The organism is Candidatus Eisenbacteria bacterium (assembly GCA_016867715.1).
Taxonomy (GTDB): Bacteria; Orphanbacterota; Orphanbacteria; order Orphanbacterales; family Orphanbacteraceae; genus VGIW01.
The window spans coordinates 1-26,539 of record VGIW01000043.1 but is presented as its reverse complement, the minus strand read 5'-3'; the positions used below and the strand labels follow the sequence as shown (position 1 = coordinate 26,539).

Annotated in this window: 20 protein-coding genes; 16 read left to right on the top strand and 4 right to left on the bottom strand. The window is 67.1% G+C overall.

The genetic code is table 11. The features are described from left to right. The first annotated feature begins 395 nt into the window (after positions 1–395). From FJY73_08795 to FJY73_08745, 11 genes are all read left to right on the top strand, one after another. Entirely contained in the window at positions 396–1,346 is a 951-nt protein-coding gene (locus tag FJY73_08795; protein ID MBM3320756.1) for an HD-GYP domain-containing protein, read from the top strand. A 167-nt stretch (positions 1,347–1,513) separates the two neighbouring features. Then, on the top strand, positions 1,514–2,203 hold the full coding sequence (gene radC, locus FJY73_08790; GenBank protein MBM3320755.1) for a DNA repair protein RadC: 690 nt from the start codon (positions 1,514–1,516) through the stop codon (positions 2,201–2,203). A 19-nt stretch (positions 2,204–2,222) separates the two neighbouring features. Then, on the top strand, positions 2,223–3,248 hold the full coding sequence (locus FJY73_08785; GenBank protein MBM3320754.1) for a rod shape-determining protein: 1,026 nt from the start codon (positions 2,223–2,225) through the stop codon (positions 3,246–3,248). Between the two features lie 6 nt (positions 3,249–3,254). Next, positions 3,255–4,181 (top strand): rod shape-determining protein MreC, encoded by a 927-nt coding sequence (gene mreC / locus FJY73_08780; protein MBM3320753.1) that lies wholly within the window; start codon positions 3,255–3,257, stop codon positions 4,179–4,181. Then, positions 4,178–4,699, top strand: a complete 522-nt coding sequence (locus FJY73_08775; GenBank protein ID MBM3320752.1) for a hypothetical protein — start codon at positions 4,178–4,180, stop codon at positions 4,697–4,699. Before mreC ends, FJY73_08775 begins: the two co-directional genes overlap by 4 nt. Beyond that, entirely contained in the window at positions 4,696–6,465 is a 1,770-nt protein-coding gene (gene mrdA, locus FJY73_08770; GenBank protein MBM3320751.1) for a penicillin-binding protein 2, read from the top strand. The genes FJY73_08775 and mrdA overlap by 4 nt, the downstream gene beginning before the upstream one ends. Before the next feature lie 3 nt (positions 6,466–6,468). Next, on the top strand, positions 6,469–7,695 hold the full coding sequence (gene rodA / locus FJY73_08765) for a rod shape-determining protein RodA (GenBank protein ID MBM3320750.1): 1,227 nt from the start codon (positions 6,469–6,471) through the stop codon (positions 7,693–7,695). 230 nt (positions 7,696–7,925) lie between these two features. Next, complete coding sequence (gene lgt, locus FJY73_08760) at positions 7,926–8,771, top strand: prolipoprotein diacylglyceryl transferase (GenBank protein MBM3320749.1); 846 nt, start codon at positions 7,926–7,928, stop codon at positions 8,769–8,771. Continuing rightward, positions 8,768–9,688 carry a shikimate dehydrogenase gene (gene aroE / locus FJY73_08755; GenBank protein ID MBM3320748.1) on the top strand — a complete coding sequence of 307 codons (921 nt, stop codon included), beginning with the start codon at positions 8,768–8,770 and terminating at the stop codon, positions 9,686–9,688. Before lgt ends, aroE begins: the two co-directional genes overlap by 4 nt. 36 nt (positions 9,689–9,724) lie before the next feature. Continuing rightward, positions 9,725–10,417, top strand: a complete 693-nt coding sequence (locus FJY73_08750) for a ComF family protein (protein MBM3320747.1) — start codon at positions 9,725–9,727, stop codon at positions 10,415–10,417. Then, entirely contained in the window at positions 10,414–11,877 is a 1,464-nt protein-coding gene (locus tag FJY73_08745) for a hypothetical protein (GenBank protein ID MBM3320746.1), read from the top strand. The genes FJY73_08750 and FJY73_08745 overlap by 4 nt, the downstream gene beginning before the upstream one ends. A 45-nt stretch (positions 11,878–11,922) precedes the next feature. Here FJY73_08745 and FJY73_08740 read toward each other — a convergent pair whose 3' ends face one another. The 3 genes from FJY73_08740 to FJY73_08730 all read right to left on the bottom strand — a co-directional run bounded on the left by FJY73_08740 (position 11,923) and on the right by FJY73_08730 (position 16,405). Then, positions 11,923–13,647: a LysM peptidoglycan-binding domain-containing protein gene (locus FJY73_08740; protein ID MBM3320745.1), complete on the bottom strand. Its 1,725-nt coding sequence runs from the start codon at positions 13,645–13,647 to the stop codon at positions 11,923–11,925. Beyond that, the gene (locus FJY73_08735) at positions 13,644–15,536 is read right to left on the bottom strand and encodes a sulfatase-like hydrolase/transferase (protein MBM3320744.1); all 1,893 of its coding nucleotides are present in this window, start codon (positions 15,534–15,536) and stop codon (positions 13,644–13,646) included. Before FJY73_08735 ends, FJY73_08740 begins: the two co-directional genes overlap by 4 nt. Before the next feature lie 143 nt (positions 15,537–15,679). Next, on the bottom strand, positions 15,680–16,405 hold the full coding sequence (locus FJY73_08730; protein ID MBM3320743.1) for a hypothetical protein: 726 nt from the start codon (positions 16,403–16,405) through the stop codon (positions 15,680–15,682). 351 nt (positions 16,406–16,756) lie between these two features. On the opposite strand from FJY73_08730, the gene FJY73_08725 reads away from it, so the two are divergent. Then, positions 16,757–18,778, top strand: coding sequence for a glycosyltransferase family 39 protein (locus FJY73_08725; protein MBM3320742.1), 2,022 nt, complete (start codon positions 16,757–16,759; stop codon positions 18,776–18,778). Positions 18,779–18,830: 52 nt separating this feature from the next. After that, complete coding sequence (locus tag FJY73_08720) at positions 18,831–19,808, top strand: right-handed parallel beta-helix repeat-containing protein (GenBank protein MBM3320741.1); 978 nt, start codon at positions 18,831–18,833, stop codon at positions 19,806–19,808. An 81-nt stretch (positions 19,809–19,889) separates the two neighbouring features. On the opposite strand, the gene FJY73_08715 is transcribed toward FJY73_08720, so the two are convergent. Then, positions 19,890–22,316 (bottom strand): hypothetical protein, encoded by a 2,427-nt coding sequence (locus tag FJY73_08715; GenBank protein ID MBM3320740.1) that lies wholly within the window; start codon positions 22,314–22,316, stop codon positions 19,890–19,892. A 226-nt stretch (positions 22,317–22,542) separates the two neighbouring features. Here FJY73_08715 and FJY73_08710 point away from each other — a divergent pair, with 226 nt between their 5' ends. The 3 genes from FJY73_08710 to FJY73_08700 all read left to right on the top strand — a co-directional run. Beyond that, the gene (locus FJY73_08710; protein ID MBM3320739.1) at positions 22,543–23,910 is read left to right on the top strand and encodes a sulfatase; all 1,368 of its coding nucleotides are present in this window, start codon (positions 22,543–22,545) and stop codon (positions 23,908–23,910) included. A gap of 66 nt (positions 23,911–23,976) precedes the next feature. After that, positions 23,977–25,302, top strand: coding sequence for an alkaline phosphatase family protein (locus FJY73_08705; protein ID MBM3320738.1), 1,326 nt, complete (start codon positions 23,977–23,979; stop codon positions 25,300–25,302). Continuing rightward, positions 25,286–26,539 (top strand): DUF2723 domain-containing protein (locus FJY73_08700; GenBank protein MBM3320737.1); only part of this gene is annotated, 1,254 nt, incomplete at its 3' end. The genes FJY73_08705 and FJY73_08700, both read left to right, overlap by 17 nt.

Genomic DNA, 26,539 nt, shown 5'->3' with positions numbered 1-26,539 from the left:
GGAGGACGACGACCCCGACGCCCGCGAGGAGCCACCGCCCCCGCCTCTTCTTTCGACGGCGGGTCTCGTCCCGAATGCGGAGCCGCTCGAGATCGGCCGATGAGGAGCGAGAGGGTTCGGAGCGCATGCGGAAGACTCTACAACGAAGCGGCGCCCGTGTCCACAGAGAGGCAACGCGGTCGATTGGGAGCTACCTACCTGGCACACCTCTTGCGGATTGTACCTGGTACAGTCTCAGGGTTCAGTCTCAGGGGACGCTTCCCTTACGATTCTCTGATTCTCGAGAAAAGGCTTGACGCCCAGTCCGGGTCTCGGGTAGATTTCGCGCGGTAACCTATTTGGTTGCAAATGATACGGTGTGTTTTTTCCGAAGTTACGTGAGGAGGGTCGGGAGCGTGGGGATCGTGGCGATCGAGCCGAGGCCGGAGGTCGCGGATTGGCTCCGGCTCAAGGCGAGGCGGCTCGGCATCCCGATCGAGGTGCACGCGGACTTGGGAGGCGCGCTCCCGGCGCTGAACGGGGGGAGCGCCCGCTTTCTGGTCGGGTACTTGAGAGGCGCGGACGGCCTCCCGGCCTCCTCCGAGCGCCGGTCCCGGACGGTGATCCCCTTCGCGCCCGGGCTCGGCACGACCGAAGACCACTGTCACCGGTGGGCTCTCTTCCTGCAGGCGGTGCGGGGGAAGCTCGCATCGCCCGGGGGGGAGAAGGGGCCGTCCGGCGGATGGGTGGGGGCGCGCGAGGAAGAGACGATGGAGGAGCGCCACCGGGCTCTCCTCCGGCGGCTGAACCCGGTGTTCGTGGAGCTCGCCCGTCGCGATCCCTCGGCGCGCGAGCACTCGTTCCGCGTCGGCCTCTACGCGGCCAAGATCGGCGAAGCGCTCGAGCTCGACTCGGTGCAAACTCGACTTCTCCGCCTCGGTGGCTGGGTGCACGACGTCGGCAAGATCCGGATCCGCGCTCCTCTTCTCCGGAAGGGCGGACCTCTCGACGAGGCGGAGCGGGGCGAGATGCGCGGGCATACCGTTTGGGGTTCAAGGATCGTCGAGGAGTATCCGGCGGATCCCGAGGTGGTCGGCATGGTGCGCCATCACCACGAGCGTTACGACGGGAAGGGGTATCCGGGAGCGCTCGCGGGGGAGGAGATCCCGCTCCTCGCGAGGATCCTCGCGGTCGCCGACGCGTACGACGCGATCACGAGCGACCGCCCGTATCGATCCGCGGCCGGGCATCGCCACGCGGTGCGGCAGATCCTCGCGGGATCCGGAGCGCAGTTCGATCCGCGCGTCGTGCAGGCGTTCCTCGTCGCGCGCCTCGACCGGCTCTCCCTCGCCGCGTTCGCCGCGTAGCCTGGAAGAGGCACGCGTTTCCTGCTGCGGCCGAGGATCGCGAGGTGCGAGGTCCTTCTTCCGCCGTCGCGTGGCGTTTCCGGGCAAAAACTTTGGACGAACGAAGCGCTTTCTGCTAGATTCGCCGGCGCGGCGGGGCTCGCTCTCCCGGAAAGGGGGAGGTGGGGATGAAGGGGGAGAGCGGAGCCTTGTCCTCTCTCCCGCGGTCCGAGTTGCCGCGGGAGAGGATGTTGCAGAAGGGCGCGTCGGCGCTCGCCGACCGGGAGCTGATCGCGATCCTGCTCGGATCGGGAAGGCCGGGGCGAAGCGCGCTCGACGTCGCGGCGGATCTCTTGGCGCGGCTCGGAAACCTCCGCGCGCTCGCGCTCTCCGGAGCCGAGCCGCTCGTGGGGGTGCCCGGGGTGGGGACGGGCAAGGCGGCGCGCCTTCTGGCGGCCGTCGAGCTCGGACGGCGGGTGGTGCGCTTCCGCAAGGAGGATCCGTACCCGATCCGCTCGCCGAAGGACGCCGCGCACCTCCTCATGGACGAGATGCGGAGTCTCGACCGCGAGGAGTTCCGGGTACTTCTTTTAGATGCGAAGAATCGGGTGATCGGCGTGGAGATCGTCTCGATCGGAACGCTGACGGCGTCGTTGATCCATCCGCGCGAGGGGCTCAAGGCCGCGATCGTGAGGAGCGCCGCCTCGATCATCCTCGTTCACAACCACCCCACGGGCGTGCCGACGCCGAGCCGGGAGGATATCGAGATCACCGAGCGCTTCGCCGAGGCGGGGCGCGTGATCGGAATCGACGTGCTCGACCACGTCATCATCGGAGACGGAAGGTTCGAAAGCCTGCGCGAGATGGGCTATCTCTAACCCGCCGCGCGAGGGTGCCATGTTCCTCGACACGTTCCTCGGCTACTTCACGAACGACATTTCGATCGATCTCGGGACCGCCAACACGCTCATCTACGTCAAGGGGCGCGGGATCGTTCTGAACGAGCCCTCCGTCGCCGCCCTCGACAAGGCGACCGGCCGCGTGATCGCGGTCGGGAAAGAGGCGAAGGGGATGCTCGGCCGCACGCCGGGAGAGATCGTCGCGATCCGCCCCCTCAAGGAAGGGGTGATCGCCGATTTCGAGACGGCGGAGTCGCTCCTGCGCGAGTTCATTCAGAAGGTACAGAAGAGGCGGCTCTTCATCCGGCCTCGCATCATGATCGCGGTCCCCTCCGGGATCACCGAGGTCGAGAAGCGGGCCGTGCGCGACTCCGCCGCCGCCGCGGGGGCGCGCGAGGTGTATCTCGTCACCGAACCGGTCGCCGCGGCGATCGGGGTCGGCCTCCCGATCAACAAGCCGGCCGGGAACATGGTGATCGACATTGGCGGGGGGACGACGGAGATCGCCGTGATCGCGCTCTACGGGATCGTCACCTCGACCTCGATCCGCGTCGGCGGAGACAAGTTGGACGAGGCGATCATCCACTTCGTCAAGCGGACCTTCAACCTCCTCATCGGGGACCAGACGGCGGAGCAGATCAAGATCCGCATCGGCACGGCGTACGATCTCGGCGCCGAGGAGGAGATGGAGATCAAGGGTCGCGATCTCGTCTCCGGGGTTCCCAAGACCACGGTCATCCGCTCGAGCCAGGTGCGCGACGCGATGCAGGAGCCGATCGCGGCGATCGTGGACGCGGTCCGCCGTTCTCTGGAGAACACCCCTCCCGAGCTCGCGGCGGACATCGTGGATCGAGGGATCGTGGTGACGGGCGGGGGCGCCCTCCTTCGCGGGCTGGACAAGCTTCTCCGCGAGGAGACGAACCTCCCGATCAATCTCGTCGAGGACCCGCTCACGGCGGTCGTTCTCGGCACGGGGAAGATCCTCGACGAACCGGAGAACTACGAGAAGGTTCTGATGAAGTAGAGCCGCATGCGCGTTCGTCCCCGCGATACTCTTTGGCCGATCGTCGTCGCCGTCGTTCTCCTCGGGCTGCTCGCGCTCGCGCGCCGGTCTCCGATCGGTCCGGTCCGCGACGTCTCCGACCGGATCCTCTCTCCGCTCGAGAACCTGATCGGCGACGCGCGCTCGTTCGGATCCCTCCAGAGCCGGAACGAGGAGCTCCGGCGAGTCGCCACGGAGCTCGCCATCGAAAACTTTCATCTTAAAGAATACCGCTACGAGAACCGGCGGCTCCGGCGCTTGCTCGGCTTCCTGCAGGAGACGCCCTTCCGCCTCCTCCCCTCGAGGGTGCAGACGAGAAGCGCGGGGCGTTCCGCCGAGACGTGGAAGATCGACAAGGGGAGCGCGGACGGCGTGCGGGAAGGGATGGCGGTGATCAACCATCGCGGGCTCGTGGGGCGGGTCGAGATCGTGCTCGGCCGGTCCGCCTCGGTCCGCACGCTCCGGAACCCGGACGTTCGCGTGAGCGCGGTGGTCGATCGGACGCGGGGCGTCGGAATCCTCGCCTGGCAGCCGCGGCGCGGCTTTCGTCTCCTGCACGTGCCGAACTCCGCGAGCGTGGAGCCGGGGGACCGGATCGTCACCTCGGGGCTCGGCGGCGTCTTCCCGCCCGGTCTTCCCCTCGGGACGGTGCGCGCGGCCGTCCCGGGTCGAAGCCACGTCTTCCAGGAAGTGTGGATCGCGCCGGAGGTCGACTTCTCGCTTCTCGAAGAAGTCTACGTGGTTCTCGAGGGTCCGCTCGCGGGACCGCCGGAAGCCGGGGCGGACGACTTTCTCGAGCAGGGATACTTCGAGGAGATCCCGCCCCCGGAGGAGCCGGCCGGAGGGGATTCCGCGGGGGCGGACTCCGCGGCGGCGGACACGGTCCCGCTGCCGGTGGAGGAGCCGCGGCTGTGAAGGGAAGAATCGCCGTCCTCCGCTTCGTTCGCTTTCTTCTCATTCTCATCTCGCTCCGCGCGGGCGAGATCCTGCTCGGGGTCCTTCCGGTCGGAATCGCTTCATCTATCGATCTTTTTGTTCTTTATGTCGTCCTCCGATCGGCGCGCCGCGGCGTGATGGAAGGCGTTCTCTTCGGGCTCGCCGCCGGCCTTTTCCGCGATCTGGTCTCGCTCCAAACGGTCGGGACGGACCTTCTCCCCCTGGCGGCGGCCGGCGCCTTCTCTTCGTGGGCGCACCGGCAGGTCGTGGGCGAGAGCGCCCCGGGGCTCTTCCTGATCTTGGCGGGGGCGGTGCTCGCGCACGACCTCGCGGGGGGGCTTGGTCTTCTCGTGGAAGAGAAGGGCGGGTGGGTTCTCGCGGAGCGTCTCGTGTTCCGTGCTCTCCCCGCCGGCCTCGCGACCGGGGCGCTCGGAGTCCTCTTTCACGAGACCCTTCGCGCGCGGCGCCGCGCGGGCCGCCGGGAGGTGGCGGCGTGACCGAGCGCGCGGATCCCAAGATCCCGTTTCGAGCGGGCGTGCTCGGCGCGCTTCTCCTCCTCGCGTTCATCGTTCTCCTCGGGCGTCTCTTCCAGATGCAGGTGCTCGTTTCGGGGAAGTACCGCGCGCACGCCGAGGAGAACCGGATCCGCCCCGAGCGGGTCACGGCGCTTCGTGGGCGGATCATCGGGCGCGACGGGATGCTCTACGCGGACAATCGTCCCTCGTTCAGCGTGGCGGTCGTCCCGTTCGAGATCCGGAGGAACCTCGCGGTGGTCGATCATCTCGCCGATCTCATCGGCGCCGACCGCGACCAGCTTCGGGAGCGGGCCGCGAAAGGGTACGCGCGGCCGCACGAGCCGCGGGCGATCGTCCCGGACGTGGATCTCACCGTCGTGAGCATCGTCGAGGAGCACGCGCTCGATCTCCCCGGCGTGCTCATCCTGACGGAGCCGGTGCGCGTGTATCCGGGAGGTCCGGCCGCCGCCCACGTGCTCGGGTATGTCGGGGAGATCTCGGACCGGGAGGTGGATGAGACGAAGGGAGGGGCTCTTCGCCCCGGGGCGCGCGTCGGGCGCGCCGGTCTCGAGAGCGCCTACGACGAGAGGCTGCGGGGGCGGGACGGGTTTCGCTACGTGCAGGAGGATGCGCACGGGAGGCGGCTCGGAACCTTGCGCGAGGAGGAGCCGATCCCGGGAGAGGACCTCGTCATCACCCTCGACTGGGGACTGCAAGAGCGCGCCGAATCGCTTCTCGCCGGGCACGAAGCGGGGACCATCGTCGCCCTCGATCCGGAAGACGGCGAGGTCCTTCTTCTCGCCTGTTCCCCTTCGTTCGACCCGAACCTCTTCTCGGTCGCCGTCCCGGCGGCCGCGTGGGATTCGCTGAGCGGGCATCCCCTCCACCCGCTTCTCAATCGATCGATCCAATCCGCGTTTCCTCCAGGATCGGTCTACAAGCCGATCACCGCGATCGAAGGGATCGAACAGCGCGTCGTCGGTCCGGAGACCGTCCTCCTCCCCTGCTTCGGGGCGTGGCAGTACGGGCGGCGCGCGTTCCGCTGCTGGAAACCGGAAGGGCACGGGGCGCTCTCGATGCGCGGCGCGATCGAGCAGTCGTGCGACGTGTATTTCTACCAAGTCGGAGCCAGGCTCGATCTCGATCGCTTCGCCGCCGCCGCCCGCGTGTTCGGGCTCGGCGCCCGGACGGGGATCGACCTTCCCGGAGAGAAGGCGGGGCTCATTCCTGATACTCGATACATGAATGAACGATACGGAAAGTCCGGATGGGGAGGGGGCGCCCTCCTGAACCACTCGATCGGCCAGGGGGAGATCCTCACGACGCCCCTTCAGATCGCGCGCCTCTACGCGGCGCTCGCGACCGGGAGGATCGTCGAGCCGCACCTTCTCCACCATGCGGCCGGAGCGGAGGGGAAAGAGCCGCGGCGCGCGGTCTCCGCGTCGAGACCGGTCCCGCTTCCCGAGGAGATCCTCCGCCCGGTGCGCGAGGGGCTCATCCGCGTCGTGGAAGGGGAGCGGGGGACCGGGCGCGCGGCGCGCGTGCCGGGCGTCCCGTCCGCCGGGAAGACCGGAACCGCGCAGAACCCGCACGGCGAGGACCACGCGTGGTTCGTCGCGTGGGCCCCCGCGAACCGGCCGCGCATCGTCCTTGCGGTCATCATCGAGAACGCCGGTCACGGAGGGGCGGTTGCGGCCCCTCTCGCGGGGGATCTCCTCCGGTACTATTTCGAGCGGGAGAAGACGTAGACGATGCGCGCGACCCAACGGCTTGTCCTTCGCGCTTTTGACTGGACCCTTCTCGGAAGCACGGTTTTCCTTCTCATCATCGGCTTATTCGCGCTTTACAGCGCGAGCCGCACGTCGGGCGGGGAGGCCTCGTACCACATCCGCCAGCTCGGATGGGTCGCGATCGGGATCGTTCTCCTCGCGGCCGGCTTTCTCCTCGCGCACCGGTCGCTCGACGCGCTCGACTTCCTCGCGATCCCCGCGTACGTACTCTCCCTCGCAATGCTCGTTCTCCTTCTCCTTCGTCCGGGGACGGGGGTAGAGAGCTGGCTTTCCATCGGACCGATCCGCTTTCAGCCGTCGGAGCTCGCCAAGGTGGCGCTCGTGCTCATCATGGCGCGCGTTCTCTCGAACCGGCCTCCCGAGAAGCTCGGGATGCGCCATTTCCTCGTTCCGGCGCTCGTCGCGGGCGCGCCGTTCATCCTCGTTCTCCGCCAGCCGGACCTTGGGACCGCCCTGGTTTTCGGCGCGATCCTGGTCCCGATGCTCTTCTGGGCCGGACTTCCCGAACGCGCCCTTCTCTTTCTCCTCTCGCCCGCGGTCGGGATCCTCGCCTCCTCTCATCTTCCCGCTTGGATCCTCTTCCTCTTCATCCTTCTCGCGATCCTCCTTCTCATGCGGGCCTCGCTCGTCTTCGCCGGCGCGACGCTCGGTTTCAACATGCTGGTCGGTCTTGCGGGGCCTCTCCTATGGAACAGTCTGAAGGACTATCAGAAGGACCGGATCCTCACGTTTCTCGATCCGAGCCACGATCCGCTCGGTGCAGGTTATCAGATCATCCAATCGGAGGTGGCGATCGGCTCGGGCGGGCTCGCGGGAAAGGGCTTCCTGGAGGGAACGCAGAAGGGGCTCTCGTTCCTTCCCGAGCAGCATACGGACTTCATCTTTTCGGTGGTGGGGGAGGAGTTCGGGTTCCTCGGCTGCGTCATCCTTGTCGTTCTCTACGCGGTCGTTCTCGGGCGCATCCTTCTCGCGGCCTCGCGGACGCGGGACCGCTTCGCGTCCCTTCTCGTCATCGGGTTTTTCGGGTATCTTTCGTTCCAGGTCGTGGTGAACGTCGGGATGACCCTCGGGCTCGTCCCGGTGACCGGGCTGCCTCTCCCGCTTCTCTCGTACGGAGGCTCTTCGATGACCACGACCCTTTTCGCGATCGGCGTCGTCCTCGGGGTGGGGCTCCGAAGACGCCGCTAGTGCCGCTCCAACTGTCTTTGGCAGACGGTTCGGGAGCGGCACTTCGCGGGGAAGGCCCCGCCGCTTGCTGAGGGCCCTTCGGGCCGCAAGCGCCTGGCCCTCCCCGCGGGCCCTACCGGGAGGGGAAGAGCGCTTCCCCTCCCGGACCCTCCCGCGCGTGCCGGCCCGGGGCGTGCGAGGACCGAGGCAGATCAAGTCGGGCCGCTGCTAGCCGGGGAAGGAGAGCCGCGATGTTCCCGATCGTTTGCAAGATCGGTCCTCTTCCGATCATCGATTCTATTACGATCCGGTCCTACGGCGTGCTCATCGCTCTCTCCTTCGCGATCGGGATTATCCTCGCGGTGCGGCGCGGGAGGGCCCGCGGCGTCGACCCGTCCCGCATAACCGATCTCTCCCTCGTGATCCTCGCGGCCTCGGTCGTCGGCGCGCGCGTGCTCTACGTGATCCCCTACTGGGAGGAGTTCGCCGCGCATCCCTGGAGCGTGGTCGAGGTGTGGCTCGGGGGCCTCACGATGTACGGCGGGCTCCTCGGCGCGATCACCGCCTCGGCCGTCTACATGCGGTTCCGCCGGATGCCCTTCTGGAAGGTGAGCGACATCGTCGCCCCCTCCGTCGCGCTCGGCCTCGGCATCACGCGGATTGGTTGCTTCCTCAACGGATGCTGCTTCGGAGTCCCGGCCGCATCCGGATGGGGCGTTCGCTTTCCGCCCCACTCGGCGGCGGGATCCGAGTTCTACGGCGTGCCGCTCCACCCGGCGCAGATCTACGAATCCCTCGTCGGTTTCGCTCTCTTCCTCGTTCTGCTCGCCGCGGAACGCGTCGGGCGTCCGCCTTCCCGCATCGCGGGGGAGGTGGGGAAGCCCGCGGCGCGGCCGCTCGGCGGAGAGGGCCGCCTCTTCCTTCTTCTCGTCGGGCTGTACGGCATCTCGCGGTTCTTCCTCGACCGGATCCGCTATTACGAGGACGTCTCCACCGTCGGCATCGGCGGCGCCGTTTGGACATGGAACCAGCTTCTCAGCGTCCTTCTCTTCCTCTTCTCCGCGGTCCTCTTCTGGTGGAGGGGTCGAAGGAGATGATCGATTCCGAAACGCGCGTCCTCGGCGTCATCGGTGATCCGGTCGCCCGGAGCCTCTCCCCCGCGATCCAGAACGCCGCGCTCGAGCATTATCGTCTGAATGCTCACTATTTCGCGTTTCAAGTGACGCGAGAGAGCCTCGGGAGGGCGGTGGACGCGGTGCGCGCGCTCGGGATGCTCGGCCTCAACGTGACGATTCCGCACAAGGAGGCGATCCTCCCCTTTCTCGACCGACTCGGAGACGAGGCCGCCCGCACGGGGGCGGTGAACACGGTGGTGCTCCGCGGGGAGGCGCTCGAAGGGGAGAACACCGACGTGCTCGGGTTCCGCGAGGCGCTTCGGCGCGTCCGCGCGCGCGGGATGAAGACCGCGCTTCTTCTCGGCAAGGGGGGCGCGGCGCGCGCGGCGCTCTTCGTTCTCAAGGAAGAGGGCTTCGAGGAGATCCTCGTGGCCAGTCGGAAGCTCGCGCTCGGGAAGAAGATGGTGGAGAGCTTGGGGGGGGAGACGGTCGGCCGGGCGATCCCGTGGGACCGGAGGGAGGAGGCGGAGGCGGATCTTCTCGTGAACGCGACCCCCCTCGGCATGGAGCCGGGCGATCCTCTTCCCCTCTCCGCGCGGGTCGTGCGGAAAGCGAAAGGGGTTCTCGATCTCGTCGTGCGCCCGCGCGGGACGCGGCTCGTCGCGCTCGCCCGGTCGTACGGCGTTCCCGCCGAGGAAGGTTCGGGGATGCTGATCGCGCAGGGGAGGGAGTCGTTCCGTCTCTGGTTCGGAAAGACCCCGCCTTTCTCGGTGATGGAGCGGGGTCTTCTCGCCACGGCGGGGACGCGAGGGCAGAGAGAGAGAGGGCGTTCCTCTTCGATGCGCGGGCGGGCGCGCGGAGAGCTCTCCGCGCCGCCCGATGGGGAGAGCGAACGATGAAGAGAAGCGGGTTCCGCTTCGGGGGAGGGATGGGGAGTGTGGAAGGCGGTTCTCGATTTTCTTTTTCCGCCGCTCTGTCTCCGGTGCGGTGAGAGGCTTGGGGAAGAGGAGCGACTCGTCTGCGAGACCTGCTGGGAGCGCGCGAGACGCCGCGATCGATGGCCGATTTCTCAGGGCGGTGACGGCCCTACGGAAGAGGAGTGCGGACCGGTCGTCCGCGCGAGGAGTGCGAACGTTTGGAACGAGACGCTCGGCGAGATCCTTCATCGATTCAAGTATGGAGGTTTCATCCTTCTCGGGGAGAGGCTCGCCCGGGGAATGGCGGGGACGATCGTCTCGGACCCGGCGCTCATGCGCGCGGATCTTCTCGTCCCGGTCCCCTTGACGCGCGCGCGCGCGGCGGAGAGGGGCTTCAATCAGTCCGCTGTTCTCGCGCGGCACATCTCGCGCCTTCTCGGGATTCCGGTCGCGGAGCGTGCGGTCCGGCGCGTCGGCAGGTCGCGCTCGCAAACGAAACTCTCCCCCGAGGGGCGGAGGAAGAACGTGCGGGGGGTCTTCCGCGTCCGGGATCCCTCGGCGGTGCGCGGGAAACGAATCCTCATCGTCGACGACGTGTGGACGACCGGGGCGACCGCGGAGGAGCTCGCGCGGGCGCTCCTCGGGGCGGGAGCGCGCGAGGTCTCCGCGATCGCCGCCGCCCGTGCGTCCGGGCCGCGCGGCTCCTCGTGACCTTCCTTCTTCTTCTCGCGGGCGGGGCCGGCGCGCTCGAGGAGGAGGCGATCCCGGTCGACGAGTGGACGGTCGAGGCGGCGCGGAGGGCGCACTCCCTCGCGCCCTTCACCGAGCTCGACCCGTGGACCCTTCCGATGACGCGCGGCGCGCTCGCGCGCGAGGTCGCGGAGCGCCGACAGCTCGCGGCCGGCGGCTCCGTCTCCCCGGCGCTCCGCGGTCTTCTCGAAGAGCTTGCCGACGAGCTCGCTCCAGAGATCGTCTCTCTCGCGGAGGGAAGAGGAGAGCGGAGCGCGGTCTCGGCGAAGGGGACGTTCGCGATCGAAGGGCGCGATCGCCGAAGGGGCGCGGCGCGCGCGGTCCTCCACGGAGACCTCGCCGTTCGCTTGAACCCTCATGTGTTTTGGCACCAGCGCGTCCGGATCGACACGCGGGCCGCCGACGATCCCTCCTTCCTCGGAAGCGAATGGAAGGAGGGGATCACGGGACACTTCACGCACGCCTACGCGGCGTTTCGGCTTCCCCGCGTCCGTGCGACCGCGGGAAGACGCCCGGTCGCGTGGGGGAACGGGCTCTCCGGCGCGCTCCTTCTCCAGGGCGCCGCTCCGCCGCTCGACCAGATCGGAGCCGATGTCCGCTGGGGGCCGCTCACCGCGCACGCGTTCGTCGCCGCGCTCGACGATCTTCCGATCGAGGAGAAAGGGGAGTCCGCGCGGCGCTACCTCTCCGGGCATCGCCTCTCGCTCCGTCTTGGGAGCCTGGCGCGCCTCGCCCTCTCCGAGACCGTCGTGTACGGCGGGAAGAACCGGGCCTTCGATTGGGAGTACGCGAACCCGCTCATGGTCTACTACGCGATCGATTGGAACAACGACGGGGACGACAATGTGCTCTGGAGCATCGACGCGTATCTCCGCGCCCACCCAACGCTCGACCTCTTCGGAGAACTTCTCGTCGACGACTTCCAGTACGACCGGACGACCGAGCCGAACCAGATCGGGTTTCTCATCGGCGCGCGGGCGAAGGAGATCCCGCGACTCGAGGGGGTCTTCTTCGACGCGGAGTACGTGCGCGTCCACAATTGGGTCTACGGCCACGAGATGCCGTGGAACCGCTACACGCACGGGCGCGCGCTTCTCGGCCACATGATCGGCCCGGACGCGGACCGGATCCTCCTTCGCCTCTCCGTACGGCGCGGGAGATCGTGGGAGGTTCTCCTCGAGCACGAGCACCGGCGGGAGGGGGAGGGCTCGATCGACGATCCCCGCGAGGGGGCCGTCCCGCACGGGACGGAGTTCTTGACGGGTGAAGTGACGACGCTCGATCTTCCCGCGCTCGAGGTGCGCGTTCATCCGCGCGCGGCGCGGCGTTTCTTCGTTCGGGTCGAGAGGGATCGGGACAAGGAGTGGGTCCCGTCGATGGGAGCCTCGATCCGCTTCTCGGGGACGCGCGAGGGCGGATGAGCCGGGCCGCGGTCGGACGGCGGACGGATCGAGGGCGCTCGCCTTCTACGAATCCTTCCCCTTCAGGATAACGATGCGGTCGCCCGGATGGATCGTAGCCTTGAGGCCGATCCCGTTCCAGCGGGCGAGGTCCGCCGCGGAGACGCCGTGCCGCCGTCCGATCGAGTTCAGCGTGTCCCCGCGCTTCACGGTGTAGTAGATCTTCCCCGCCTCTCCGTGGGGCGAGAGCCCGAAGTTCTCGGCCACGATGCTCGGCAGGAAGAGAACGAGCGGATCCCCCGCGCGCAGATGGCGCGGCGAGTCGAGGTTGTTCCACTCTTGGATCTCGGAGACGCTCACCGCGAAGAGCCGCGAGAGCTTGGAGAGCGTGTCCCCCTTCCGGACCGAGTAGCGATACGCCAACCGGTCGCCGGAAGGCGCGGGCTTCTCGGCCTTCGCTTCTGCATGATGAGAGGCGACGCGAGTCTGCACCGCATGGGGGACGAGCAGCGTCTGCCCGACGCGGAGCCGGTGGTTCTTCAGGCTGTTCATCTCCTCGATGGCGGAGACCGTTGTGCCGAACCGCCGCGCGATCGCCGAGAGAACGTCCCCCTTCCGCACCCGATACTCTTCCCAGGCGACGCGCTCCCCGATCGGCATCGACTGGATGCACTCCCTTACGCGGTCGGAGGTCCCGGGAGGGAGCCGGAGCTCCATGCTCGCGCGCGAGGGAGGGGTCACCGACTTGCGGATCGCGGGGTTCAGGTCCTCGATCTCGCGGAGCGAGGCGCCCGCGCAATCCGCCACGGCGCCGAGGCTCGTGGTCTCGTACACGCGGATCGTCTCGTAGCGAAGAGGCGGATCGGGGACCACGCGGAACCCGTACTTCTCCGGATGCTGCGCCACCCGGCGCGCCGCGAGGAACTTGGGGACGTACTCGCGCGTCTCCTTCGGGAGGCGGCTCAGCTTCCAGTAATCGTGCGTTCCCGAGCGCGCGATCTCGCGGAGGACGCGCCCCTCTCCGCAGTTGTACGCCGCGAGCGCGAGATACCAATCTCCGAAAGTCTCGTAGAGATCCTTGAGGTGTCGAGCAGCCGCACGGCCGGAGAGCTCCGGGTCTCTTCGCTCATCGAGCCAGTAATCCGCTTGGAGGTCGTAGAGGCGGCCGGTCCCCTTGATGAACTGCCACATCCCGACCGCGTGCGAGCGGGAGTAGGCGTGAGGATTGAGCCCGCTCTCGATGAGCGCGACGTAGTAGAGATCCGCCGGGAGGTTTTCCTCTTCCAGGATCTTCTGCATCATCGCCTCGTAGCGCCCCGATCGTTCGAGCCAGCGGGCGAAGGTCTTCTGCGCGCGACCCGCGAAGTACTCGACCCACCGCTCCACCGCGCCGTTCGTCGTGTCGGGAACCCCGACCACCGGCTTGTCGGCGGGGGGAGGCGGGAGCGGCCCTTCTTCTTCGTACTTCCCGGCGGAACGGTCGCGATAGTACAGGGCCTTCGCGTGGAGGAGGCGCGCCGCCCGGCGGGTCTCTTCCTCCTGGAATTCGCCGGCCGGCCCCTCGGCGAGGACGCGGAGCGCCTTCTCGAACGACCTCTCGGCCGCGTCCCAGCGCCCCGAGCGATAGAGATCGAGCCCGTGGAGATACAACCCCTCCGCTTCCTCGAAGACCGTCTCGTCGTTCGCAGGGGGAGAGTCCTCGGTCGGATCGGCGAGGGGCGGGTCGACGCGGCTCGCGCAGCCGATCAGAAGGAAGAGGGGCGCGATCAGAAGCCATCTCGCTTGTTTCATTGGATGTCACTTCCGGCGTTCGCGCGGCCGGGCGATGCGCTCGCCTCGAGCGCGCGAAGCCACTCGTTCGCCTCTCGAAACGACGGGTCCACGCGGAGGGCGAGCTTCAGCTCGAGAACAGTCTTCTCGAGATCCCCCCAGGCATCGTACACCCTTGCCTTCCCATAATGGGCGATCGCCGATCCCGGGTTCAAGCGGAGAGCCGTGCTGTACTCCCCGAGCGCTTCCCGGAGGTTTCCCCGGGCGAAGTAGACGTTCCCGCGGTTAACATAAGGATCGGCAAAATTCGGGCTCCCTTGAAGGGACCTCTCGTAGCAACGGAGCGCGCTGTCCAGGTCCCCCTCCATTTCCGCGAGCGCTCCCAGGTTGTTCCAGGCCGAGGGATGAAGCGGATCGATCGACAGGATCTCCAGATAGAGCCGCTTCTCCTCGTCGCGCTCGCCGAGCTCGTGGGAGTATGAGGCAAGACGCTGCAGCGCGTACACATTTTTCGGATCGATCCGAAGCGCCTCCTCGATGTCCATCCGGGCGAGGTCGGGGCGCCCCTCCAGGGTCCGGATTTGGCTTCGAGCGAGGAGCTCGTGGGCGCTGTAGCGGTCCCTCGGGTCGGGGAGATCCTCTCCCGCCGGGCCGTGGGTTCGTGGAGCGATGTAGCCGAGGCTCTCGAGCATCTCTCTCTGCTCCATCGTGAGGTCCGGAGCGCCGTCCGAGGGGGAGGGCTCGTCCGCCGCGCGCGCGTCAATCCGCGCCCCGAGCTCGCGCGCGATCTCCGGCCGGGAGGCGGCGAGGTTTCTCGTCTCCTTCGGGTCGGACGCGAGATCGAAGAGCTCGTCCCATCTCCCGCGAACGACCTTCCAGTCCCCGAGGCGAACCGCGCGAAGAGGGGCCCATCCGTAGCCAAGGTTCCCGTAAAGCGACTCGGACCAGACCGGGCGCCCGTCTTCCTCCGGTTCGTCGAGAAGCGGGAGAAGATCCCGGCCGGGCCACTCCGGGTCGGGCGCGATCCCGAGGAGCGCGGCCACGGTGGGAAGAAGATCGATCGTCTCGGCGGGGAGGGTCGCGATCCGATCCCGCGGTCCGCCGGGCACGCGAAGAACCCAAGGAATCGCGAGCGTGGTCTCGTAGAGAAGAAGGCCGTGCTCGCTCTCGCCGTGCTCTCCGAGACCCTCGCCGTGATCGGAGAGGACGACCACGACGGTCTTCTCGAGGAGCCCCTTTCGTTCGAGCGCGTCGATCACGATCCCGAGATGGCGGTCCGCGTACGCGGCCTCCCCCGCGTAGGCTCCGCCCGCCGCCTCCGCGAACGGCGCGGGCGGATCGTAGGGGACGTGCGGATCGTAGAAGTGGACCCACGCGAAGAAAGGATCGCCTGTATCGAGCGTCTCGAACCAGCGGAGGAAGGACGCGGTGACGCTGTCCGCCCTGCGCTGGAGGCGGCCTTGGATGCCTTCCTCGCGGCTCTCCCAAACGTCGTCGTACGTCTCGAAGCCTTGGTCGATCTCGAAGGCGCCCGCGAGCACGCGGCTCGCGGCGAACCCTGCGGTCCGATAGCCGCGCGCGGAGAGCCTCTCGGCGAGAGTGGTCTCCTCGGGCGCGAGCGGCATCCCGTTGTGGCGCGATCGGTGCTCGGCCGGGTAGCGTCCCGTGAAGATCGTGGCGTGCGAGGGGAGCGTGGTCGGGACTTGGCACGACGCGTTCGCGAAGAAAACTCCTTCACGGGCGAGACGATCCAGGACGGGGGTGCGCGCCTCCGCAGACCCATAGCATCCGACCGCGTCCTTTCGAAGCGTGTCGATCGTGACGAGAAGAAAGTTCGGTCCCCTGTGCGGCGGCTCGACGCCGCACGCGAGGAACGCGAGAAGGAAGAGGAGAACCGCTCGCCGCGCCATGCGGCCATTCTAGTCGGTGGGAACGCATCCGGCAAGGCCGTCTCGGCCGGACGCGGGGAATCCTTCGCCCAAAAAGGAACCGGCCGGCTCTTTCGAGCCGGCCGGCGAACGATCCGATGGACCGCTCGAGCCTTCGGTACGAACTACCGGAAGAGGCTCTTCACGCCGGTCCAGGACGCATCCTCGGTCGCAGTCGGCTGGCAGTCGAACCCGGCGTCCATGAGGAGCTGAACCGGGCCCATGCCGTCACCGAAGTAGTACGTCGGGCACACAGCGGCGGGAAGCCAAATGAACGAGCGGATCGGACCCGGCGCATAGCCCGGGCAGAGACCCGGAGCCGCAGCGTTCTTGTAGTTGTTGTCCGTTCCCGCGTAGGGCAGGCCGCCCTTGTCCCACGTCGCGAGAATCCCACCGAGGTCGCTGGTGATCGCCGTGCCGAGAGCCGGATGGAAGTTCCAGCGCTCGACCGGGTCCTGGGACGCGCTCGTCCCGAGGGATCCGCCGATCTTGCAGTAGGCGGCGTCGATGTCGTACACGTCGTAGTGGACCGTGTAGCCCCAACCCGGGGTCGTGTAGCGCCAGTACCACCAGAAGCCCGTGTTCAAGCACTCTTCGCCCGGCAGCTTTCCGCAGTCCAAGGGAAGATCGAACACGACACCGATCTCATCGCCTGGGCTCCAGCCGGACCAAACCCAGAGCCAGCGCGAGCAGAGGTTGTAGTAAACGATCGAGCACGCACCGGTCGCTCCGCCGCCGCCATGAGGCGTGATCGCTTCCTGAACCGCGGTCTTGTCGCGGTTCGGAATGTCCGCAAACGCGGCGACCGCCATGGCCAGCGCCAGAAGACCGACCAAAAGTAGCTTCTTCATGTGCTGTGAAACCTCCCTAACTGTTGAGACACTTTCCAACCGGTTGTGGTCTCTCTCCTGCAATCACCTCCTCGTGGGTCTTGAGGTTCTTGCCTGGGAAGCGTACAGGGAACAAACACCTCGTTTTCAAAGAACCATATCTCGCGACGGGTCTGATTGTAGCACGCCCCGAAAAACGAGTCAAGGGGAATGCGATCCAACCCGTTACTGGGCATCATACTAGCACGCGCGGGCCTCCCGTGTCAACCCTGAACGGATGCCCGCCCGCGATTCCCATTTCGCTTGCCTCCGGCCTCCGAGCCTGCTAGGATGCATGGCGTAACCGATTCCAGGTGAATAGGTTAGAAAACCATGCGCTCACCCAACCCCGCGTCCCGCCTCCTCGGCGTTTGTCTCGCCGCCCTTCTCCTTATCGGTCTCTTTCTCCGTTTTCTCCATACCTTCGACATGCAGGCCTCGCCGATTTTCGATCGGCCCGTGATGGACCCCGGGTACCACGACGAGTGGGCCCGCTCGATCGTGCGCGGAGAGCCGATCACCGACGGGGAGCCTTTCTTTCGGGCGCCCGCCTATCCGTACTTTCTCGCGGCCGTCTATGCAATCGGGGGAGGGGATCCGCGCCACCCGCGGTATGTCCAGGCGGTTCTCGGCGTCCTCTCCCTTTACCTGGCATACCGAATCGGGCGCAAAGTGTTCGGGAAGGGGACCGCGCTTCTCGCGCTCTCCCTCGCGCTCCTCTACCCGATCCTTCTCTTCTTCGACGGGGAGCTCAAGATCGAGCCGTTCGCCGTCTTTCTCAACTTGATCCTGCTCACGCTCCTTCTTGAGGCGGAGGAGAGGCGGAGCCTTCGGCTCTGGTTCGCCGCCGGTCTTCTTCTCGGGCTCTCGGCGGCGGCCCGGCCGAACATCCTTCTCTTCGCCCCTGCGATCCCGCTCTGGCTTCTTCTTCATCGCCGGGAGAACCTCCTCGCGAGCGTCGCGGCGCCGTCGCTTCTGGCGGCGCTCGGAGCCGTTCTCGTTCTCGCTCCGATCACCGTGAGGAACCTCCGCGAGGGGAACGATCGCGTGTGGATCGCCTCGCAGGGAGGGATCAACTTCTATCTTGGAAACCATCCGGGAGCAGACGGATGGAGCGCCACCGCGCCGGGGATCCGAAAGGACTGGAAGGGCGGGATCGAGGACTCGCGTCTTCTCGCCGCGCGGGCGCTCGGAAGGAAGGCGAAGGACTCCGAGGTCTCCGCGTACTGGTACGAACGCGGAAAGGCGTTCATCCGGGAGAACCCTCGCGAGGCGGCGCTCCTCTTTCTCAAGAAGTCGTATCTTCTGTTTCACGGAGCGGAGCTCTCGAACAACTACATCATCGATTTCGCCGCGCGGTATTCGCGCCCCTTTCGCGCCCTCCCTCTTTGTTACGGGCTCATCATGCCGCTGGCGATCGTCGGGATGGTGTTCGCGCGATGGGATCGGAGGAAGCTCCTGCTTCTCTTCTTTCTCGCGGCGTATTCCCTCTCCATCGTGCTCTTCTTCGTCTGCTCGCGCTATCGGATGCCCCTTCTTCCCGTCCTTCTTCTCTTCGCGGCGAGCGGGCTTCTCCGTCTCGGCGCGGGTTTGAGACGGCGGCGCGCGCGCGTTCTTCCCGGGGCCGCGCTTCTCTTGCTGCTTGTGTTCTTGCTGAACCACGACTTCGGGGCCGTGGGGCCCATCGATTGGTCGCTCGGCTATCAGGGAGAGGGGGTTTCGCTGCTCGAGCGCGGAGACGCCGCGGGGGCGGCCGAGCGTTTCCGCGAGGCGACTCGTCTCCGGCCCGGGTCGAGCGACCTGCACCACGACCTCGGGGTCGCGCTTCGCGCGCTCGAGGATCGCGAGGGGGCGATCGCGTCGTTTCGGCGGTCGATCGAGCTCTCCCCGTCCAATCCCGAGGCGCACAACAACCTCGCCCTCACGCTCGCCGCCGAGGGGAGAGCGCGCGAGGCGGAAGAAACGTACCGCCGGGGGATCGCGATCGATCCGCGGCACCCCGGGCTTCGGGTCAACGTCGCGCAGCTCCTGCAGGGAGAAGGCCGCTACGAGGAGGCGGCCGAGGAGTACCGCGCGTTTCTTCGCTCCGGAATTCGCGACGGGAGGGTTCACGCGAACCTGGGGTTCTGCCTCGTCCGCATGGGGCGCGCGGCCGAAGGCGAGGAGGAGCTCCGAGCCGGCGTGCGGATCTCCCCGGAGATGCCGGGGCCGGTCCTCCTTCTCGCAGAGCATCTCGCCGCCTCGGGAAGGGAGGAGGAAGCGCGCGCGGCGCTTCGCGGGGCGGCGGCGCGCCTCCCGGAGGAGCCGAGCCTCGCGGAGGCCCTTCTGGCGTTGGACAAGCCTTCGGCGCCGTGATACTCTTGCGCCGAGGTTCCCCATCGTCGCGCGAAAGCGAGGGAGTTCCTTTATGTTTCGATGGTTCGGTTCGGCTCTCATGCTCGCGTTCCTTGCTTCCTCTTCGCCGGAGGCGGCCGACCTCGTCGTCCCCTCGGAGGTTCCGACGATCGAGGACGCCGTCTTGCGCCTCGAAGACGGCGGGCGGATCGTGCTTCTTCCGGGGGAGTACACGGCTTCCATCAAGCCTCCTCCGGGAGTCGCCTTCTCCCTCGTGGGGAAAGGGGGACGGGACTCGACGATCGTGCGGGGGCTTCGGGTCGAGGATCCGATCGTGTTCGCGGAGGGAGAGGGGGAGAAGCTTCTTCTCCGCGGGATCACGTTCGATCGGACGGACGCTCCGCACGTCTTCTCGGTCATCGCGACCAAGAGACGGATCGCGATCGAAGATTGCCGGTTCGTCGGGGGAGCGGGGGCTCGGATCGACTCGTCCGAAGGGGTTCTTCGGAGAAGCGAGTTCGTCGATTGCTTCGACGCGCTTCGTCTTCAGGGGTCGCCGATTCTGGTGGAGGAGAACCTCTTCCTCCGAAGCGCCCAGTACGGAATCCTCGCGCGCGGGTCGGCGGCGAAGATCTACCGAAACGAGTTCCGAGAGTCGGGAAACGCCGCGATTCTGATCGTCGGCAAGAAGCGAGTTCCGGTGATCGGAGGGAGCCGCGCCCACGGGAACAGCTTCCTCAAGAACACGTATCTCGCCGTCGGCAATCAGTCGAGAAACGAGATCAACGCCCGCTACAACTACTGGGGCCCGGCGATCACCTCGACGATGGACCGCCTCGGCTATCCGGCGGCGCTCGAGGAGATCCTCGACTCCTGGGACCAGGACGATCGGAAGGCGGGGATGGTCGACTATCGGAACTGGCTTCGCTCCGCGAGCGAGATCGGCGGGTCTACCTTCGGCGGCTTGCGGGTTCTGGTGACGATCGTCGTTCTCGCTGTCGTCGGTTTCTTCATCTATCGGAGGAACCGCCGCCTCATCCGGACGAGGTAGAGTCCGCGCGGGGATCGTTCCGCGCCGAAGAAGCGCCGGGGGAAGACCCCCCGGCGCTTCGCATACGAACCTTTCGACTGTTTAGCGGATGAAGACGATCTTCCTAGTCTCCTCGACGTGGTCCCCCGCCTTCATGCGAGCGAAATAGACTCCTTGCGGAACCCTCCGCCCCGAGTCGTCCGTGCCGTCCCACACGTACGGCTCCGAATAGAAGCCCTCGTAGGAGTGGATCGGCGGGAAGCTGCGTACCAGGCGTCCGGCCACGTCGAAGATGTCGATCTCGACCCGCACGATCTTGTAGCGGCTCTGCGATCCCGCCTCGAGCTGCGGCGCCGCGCCCGTGTTCGGGTTGTACGGGTTGGGCGGGTTCGGCCCCGGCTTTCCTCCGCCCCCTCCCAGGCGGTGGGTCGGATCGCCGCGGGGCACCTTGATCGAGATCATCGTGCTCGAGCGGAACGGATTCGGCGTGATCTGCGAGACATGTTCGCCGGGGGCGATGCGCGCCGGGGAGATGACGTCCGCTTCCCACTCCCAGCTCGCGCCGAGCGCGCGAGCCTCGAGACGATAATGATATCGCTCACCGGGTCTCGGGTGCTCGTCGAAGAGGACCATCTCGGAGTCGTCCGCGAGCGTGTGCGTGAAGATCCGCTCGTCGGTTCCGCCTTCCGCGCGGCGATAGAGCGTGGCGGACGCGCCGAACGCGATCCCTTCGATCTTGTAGGAAACTCGAACGCGCCCGTCGTAGTCGGGCGCCGCGGCGAAATCGCGGAGCGCGATCGCCTTCACGAAGATCCCCTGCCGGTTCTCCCCCCAGGTCGAAACGTTCCCCACCGTGTTGACCGCCTTGATTCGGATCGTGTGCGGTCCTCCGGTGAGGCCGTAGGGGCGGAACGCGAAGTGCACGCGCGTCGAGTCGCCTCCCCATCCCCCTTCCGGATCGGCGTAGAACCAAATCGGATTCCCTTCCTCGTCCGCCATCTCGTCGATCCGGTAAATCACGTGCTCGATCGAGTTGAAGGTGATATCGGGGCGGGCTCCGGCGACCTCCGCCCCCTTTCCCGCGCCGCTCCCGCCGCCGTACGCCCGGTTGACCACCGGGATCTCGGCGGCGATGCCGTGGATCAGCGGGTCGATGACCACGACCGTGTCCGGAAGCGTGTCGGCGTAAACGAACGGGTGCGTATCGAGCACGTCGGGGATCCCGTCCGGGGGATCTTCCGAATCCCAGATTCCCATTTGGCCGAGCGTGAACCGGCAGATGAAGGGGGCGGGAACGTCCATGCAGCAGGCCACGTGCCGCTCGCACGTGTAATCCCAGTTCAGGCTGTTTCTGTTTCGGATCGCGAGGTATCCCGATGTTGCGTGGCACGGCGAGGAGGTTCCCCCCGCCGGGTACTCGTCGAGCGCCCAGAAGAGATGCGCGAACTCATGAATGATGAGATGCGAAAGATCCATGCTTCCGCTTCCGTGCGGGGTGACCTTCCCGTTGATGCCGGACGGGACGACGAGGAACGGCCCGCCGAGGTACGCGTACGCCGTGTACCCCGCGCCGGCGAAGTACGAAACTTTGGGGATGAAGAGACAGGCGCCCCACTCGCACCGCATCCGGATCCGCAAGCTGTCCAAGTATTGGTAGACCGGCCCGAAGTCGGTCCCCTTGACATAGAGATCGTACCCGAGCGCGTCCATGACCTCCTCGACCCACTCCTTCTGGTGGAGATGGGGAGGGGTGGTCTGGAAGTTGTGGGAGGTCGGGACGCGCCGCCTGAGATCGTAGACGAAGCGCACTCCCGGATACTCGACGTTCGCCGAGAAGAAGTCCATCGCCCCCCGCGCCTTCGCGTAGACGACGGAGATCTCGGTGTCCGAGTAAGTGGTCCCTGGGCCGTCGGGGAGGACGATCGCGACCGCGACCTTCCCCAAGAGGAGCTCGGAGGACTGGATCATTGTCGCTCCGAACGCGCTCCCGTACATCCGAACGAGCCCGCCCTCGTGCTTGCCGGGGGAGGCATCCTCCGGCGGGATCCAGGCGGGCCCGAGGAGGAGATCCCCGAACTCCACGGGCATCTTGGACGGTTCGGGCGGTTCCTGCACGAGCTCGCGGTTCCAGGAATCGACGAGGAGCCTTTGTTCCGAGGTCGTCTTCCCGACCGAGACCGCGGCCGGCTTCCGATGCAGCTCGATAAGGCGTTCGTCCGCGCGGATCTTCCTCTCGATCGACTCAGGGACATCCCCGATGAGGAGGTTCGGCGGGTAGACATGCGGGAACCGGGCCCCGGCCGCCTCCCACGCCTCGACGAACTCCCAAAGGTCGTCGATCGAGCCGACCCGGACGAGGAGGAGCGCGTCCCCCGTATCCCCCGGCCTGTACGCGCCTTCCGGGATCTCGCGGAGCGGAAGGGACGCGAAGACAACCGACGCGGAGAGAAGAAGTGACAAGACAAGAAGGCCGGCTCGGGGCGCCGGGGCCGCTCGGGCTCTGCGGTCCGGGATCGGGGTGCGGTTCATCGGATCCACCTCCTTGGCTCGGACGGGGCGCGCCGCGCGCGAAGAAGTTGCGCGTCCGGGACCGAAAGCGCGTGCATCGAGCGGGTTTCGCCCCGTCGGAGAGATCGTCCGACCTTATAGACGTCGAACGGAGCCTTCGCTATCAATCTACCCGCGGTCGCGGAGAGCGTCAACGAAGGGGGGTGTGCTACACTCGCGGGCGGCTGCCGCGGAAAGGGGTTCGCAGGTGCAGAGGTCGCTCGTTGTCGTCACGGTCTTGCTCTTTCTCGCCTGCGGGGGAAAGAACCCGCCCCCCCTCGTCGACGGGATCCTCCTCGTCACGATCGACACCTGCCGATCCGACCGGATCGGCTGCTACGGGAACGCGGAAGCCTCGACCCCGTTTCTCGATCGGACCGCCGCCGAGGGGGTCCTGTTCACGAACTGCATCGCCGAGATCCCGACGACCCTCTCCTCGCACACGACGATCCTCTCTTCTCTCTACCCCCGCACGCACCGGGTGCCGAGGAACGGGTTCCGCGTGCCCGAGGATGTCCGCACGATCGCGCAGATTTTCCGGGAGAGAGGGTTCCGCACGGGCGCGTTCGTCTCGGCCTTCTCGCTTCACCGGACGTTCGGGCTCGACCGGGGCTTCTCGGTCTACGACGACATCACGGACGAAACCCCGGACGGCGGCCAGCTCGAGAGGCGCGCCTCCACGGTCACGAGGTACGCGAGCGAGTGGCTCGGGGCCGCTGGGGAGGAGCCGTTCTTTCTCTGGGTTCACTATTTCGATCCGCACTGGCCGTACGATCCGCCGCCGCCGTACGGCTCGATCCGGCGCGTGCCGGAAGGGGCGTACCGCACGACGAGCCTCGAGGATCTGAAGAGAATCCGGTCCGGCCTCGCCCCGCTTCGCCCCTCGGACCGAGACGCCTTCTTCGCGGCGTACGACGGCGAGATCGCGTTCGTCGATCGATGGCTCGAGCGTCTTCTCGAAGCGGTTCCCAAGGGGAGACGCGAGGGGCTTCTCCTCGTGATCGCGGGAGACCACGGAGAGGGGTTCGGCGAGCACATGTACTTCTTCGATCACGGCGAGTATCTCTGGGCGAGCGCGGTGGACGTTCCGCTCATCCTGCACGGACCCTCGATCGTCCGGGAGCCGAGGATCGAAGAGGCGCCGGTCCGCCTTCTCGATCTCGCGCCGACCCTCCTCGAGGCGGCGGGCCTCCCGATCCCCTCGATCTTCGAGGGGGAGAGCCTGCTTCCGGCCGCGCGCGGGCCGATCGCCCCGCGCGTCGTGTTCTCCGAGGCGAGCAAGCCGTGGAGCATCGAGCCGGAAACGGAATACCAGAACAAGTACAAGGCGAAGGCGGTCCGGGACGAGCGCTGGAAGTACATCGTGACCCCCTTCCGGGATCGGAAGGAGCTCTACGATCTCTGGGAGGACCCGAGCGAAACCCGCAACGTCATCGGCCTCGATCCGAAGCGCGCAGCGGAGATGGAGCGCTCTCTCCTCGAGTGGATTCGCGAGAGGGACCCGGGGTTTCAGACCGGCGATCTCACGGTGGAGGCGGAGATCCGCGAGAAGCTCCGCGCGCTCGGGTACTACTGATCATTCATTCATGAACCGATCGCGCGGACCGACCCGCGGGCCCCGCGCGATGCGAACGGAAACGGAATGCGCGAGGCGGTTGCTTTCGTTCTCCTCTCCTTCGCAGCAGCCGGGTGCGGCGCGCCGGACCGGTCCCTTCCGGAGCGGATCGTCGTGTTCGGGGTGGACGCGGCCGATCCGGAGGTCGTCGCTGCCCTCCGCGCGAGGGGGGAGCTCCCCAACTTCGATCGCCTGCTCGAGGCGGGGTTCGCGGCGGATCTTCTCGCGGACGAGCCTCTCTTCTCCCCGAGGATCTGGACGTCGATCTTCACGGGCTTCGGCCCGGAAGCTCACGGAATCGAGAGCTTCACCCTTCCGGTCGGCTCGGAAGGAAAGAGGGTGCCGGTCACCTCGAACCTGATTCGGCGGCGGACGGTGTGGGACATTCTCGGCGAGTCGGGGATCACGGTCGGGGTCGTCGGCCATTGGGTCACGTGGCCCGCGCGGCCGGTGAACGGCTTTCTTCTCACGAACTACACCTGGCCCCCGACCGAGGAGTACGAGAAGGAGTGGAGCCCCGGGGCGGAGTGGGACACGATCGGGATGCGGACCTTCCCGGAGGGAATCGACGGGGAAGCGGTCGATGCGGCCCGCGAGAAGCGCTTCTTCAAGACGGCCGACTTCCCGAACGCGGACCGGCTCGATCCGGCGCTCCGGCACTATCTCGAAAAGGACCTCGCCTATCTGAACGCCGCCTTCGCCCTCTTCGACGAGAGGAAGCCGCGTTTCTTCACGTTCTATCTGGAGGCGACCGACTTCTTTCCACATAAGCTATGGATGTTTCATCGATATTACGAAACCGAGCGGTTCGGCGGCTCGATGGAGGGGCTCCCCGCGCCGCTGGCGCCCCCTCCTCGGGCCGTCGTCGACACGTTCGGCCCGATGGTGGCGGAGACCTACCGCCTCGCCGATCGCGCGCTCGGGCTCGTTCTGGAACGGGTCGATCTCGAGAGGGACGCCGTCCTCGTCGTCTCCGACCACGGCTTCCGCACGTACCCGCCGGGAATGATTCTTCACGTGGGAGACGACCGGTGGACCGAGATGCCGTTCTGGCACGGCGAAAGGGGGATCCTCTTCGCGGGCGGCGGGCCGTTCCGGAGGGGGACGCTCGAGGAGCCGGTCCGTCCCGAGGACGTGGCCGCGATCGTCCTCGCCGCCGCGGGGCTTCCTCTCGGAGCGGACATGGACGGGACGGTCCCCGAGGGGGTGTTTCGAGCCGATTTCCTCCGCGATCATCCTGTGCGTTTCGTGGAGAGCTGGGAGAAGGGCGCGCTCGGGGACGAGGCGCCGATCGAGAGCCCGTTCGACGAGAGGATGCTGGAGAAGCTGAGGTCCCTTGGATACGTCCACTGACCGAGCGAATGTCCGTCTCGTTGGGATCTCCCTCTTCGCGGCGGCGCTCGTTCTCTATCTTTTCACGCTCGCCCCGACGGTTCAGCCGGGGGACGGCCCTGAGCTCACGGTCGCGGCGCGCGTCTTCGGGGTGCCGCACCCGCCCGGGTATCCGCTCTACACGTCGATCGGGCGCTTGTTCACCCTCGTTCCGATCGGATCGGTCGCCGCGCGGATGAACTTCTTCGCCGCTCTCGCGGGAGCGGCGGCGGTCGGGCTCTTCGGCGCGTGGGTTCTCCGCCGAACCGGCTCGGTGCGCGCGGCCGTTCTCGTCTCGGCGGCGCTCGCGACCTCCCGAACGTTTTGGCTAGAGTCGACCTCGGCCGAGGTCTACGCGCTCGGGGCTCTTTTCCTCGCGCTGATACTTTATGTCCTTCCGGAAAGGAGGGACCCGAGACGCGTCCTCCTTTCCGCCTATCTCTGGGGGCTCGCGCTCACGAACCACCTCGGGTTCCTCCTCTTGCTCCCCGTTCTCGCGATCCACCTTCTCGCGGTCGCGCATCCCTCCAGGCGTATCGTCTTCCTCTCGAAGCCGCTCTTCTGGATCGGCCTCACGCCGTACGCGATCCTCCCCGTGCGCGCCGCTCTCGCGCCCCTCTGGAACTGGGGGGACCCCTCGTCGGCGCCGCGCTTCCTCGCGCACGTCGTGGGCCGAAACTACTGGGGGTATCTCCAAGCGGGGGGACCGGCGGAGGATCCGCTCGCGCGGCTTGCGGGGCTCGGCGGGGAAGTCCCGCCGCTCGTCTGGATCGCCGCCGCGATCGGGCTTCGGTTTCTCTACCGGGAGCGGCGAGACCTCTTCCTCCTCGTTCTCGGGGGTTCCCTCGTCACGCTCGCGTTCATTCTCGGGTACAGGATCCACGATCCGGAGGCCTATTTCCTTCCCGCGTTGATGCTTCTCCTCCTGCCGGCGGCGTTCTTTCTCGCGCGTTCCGGGAGAAGGACGTCGGGGGTCGCCGCGCTCCTTTTGCTCGCCACCATCGCGGCGGAGGCCGCGCGGAACCGTCCCGCGGACCGATCGGTTCTCGACGAGCACATCGCGAACATCCTCGCCACTGTCGAGGAGAACGCCGCGCTCGTGGTCGAGGGGGACGCCGAGACGTTCGGTTTGCTTTATGCAACGGTCGTCGAGGGTAGAAGAAACGATCTCACCCTCTGGAATCCGGTTCTCGATCTTCTTCCCGCGGGCCCGCTCTTC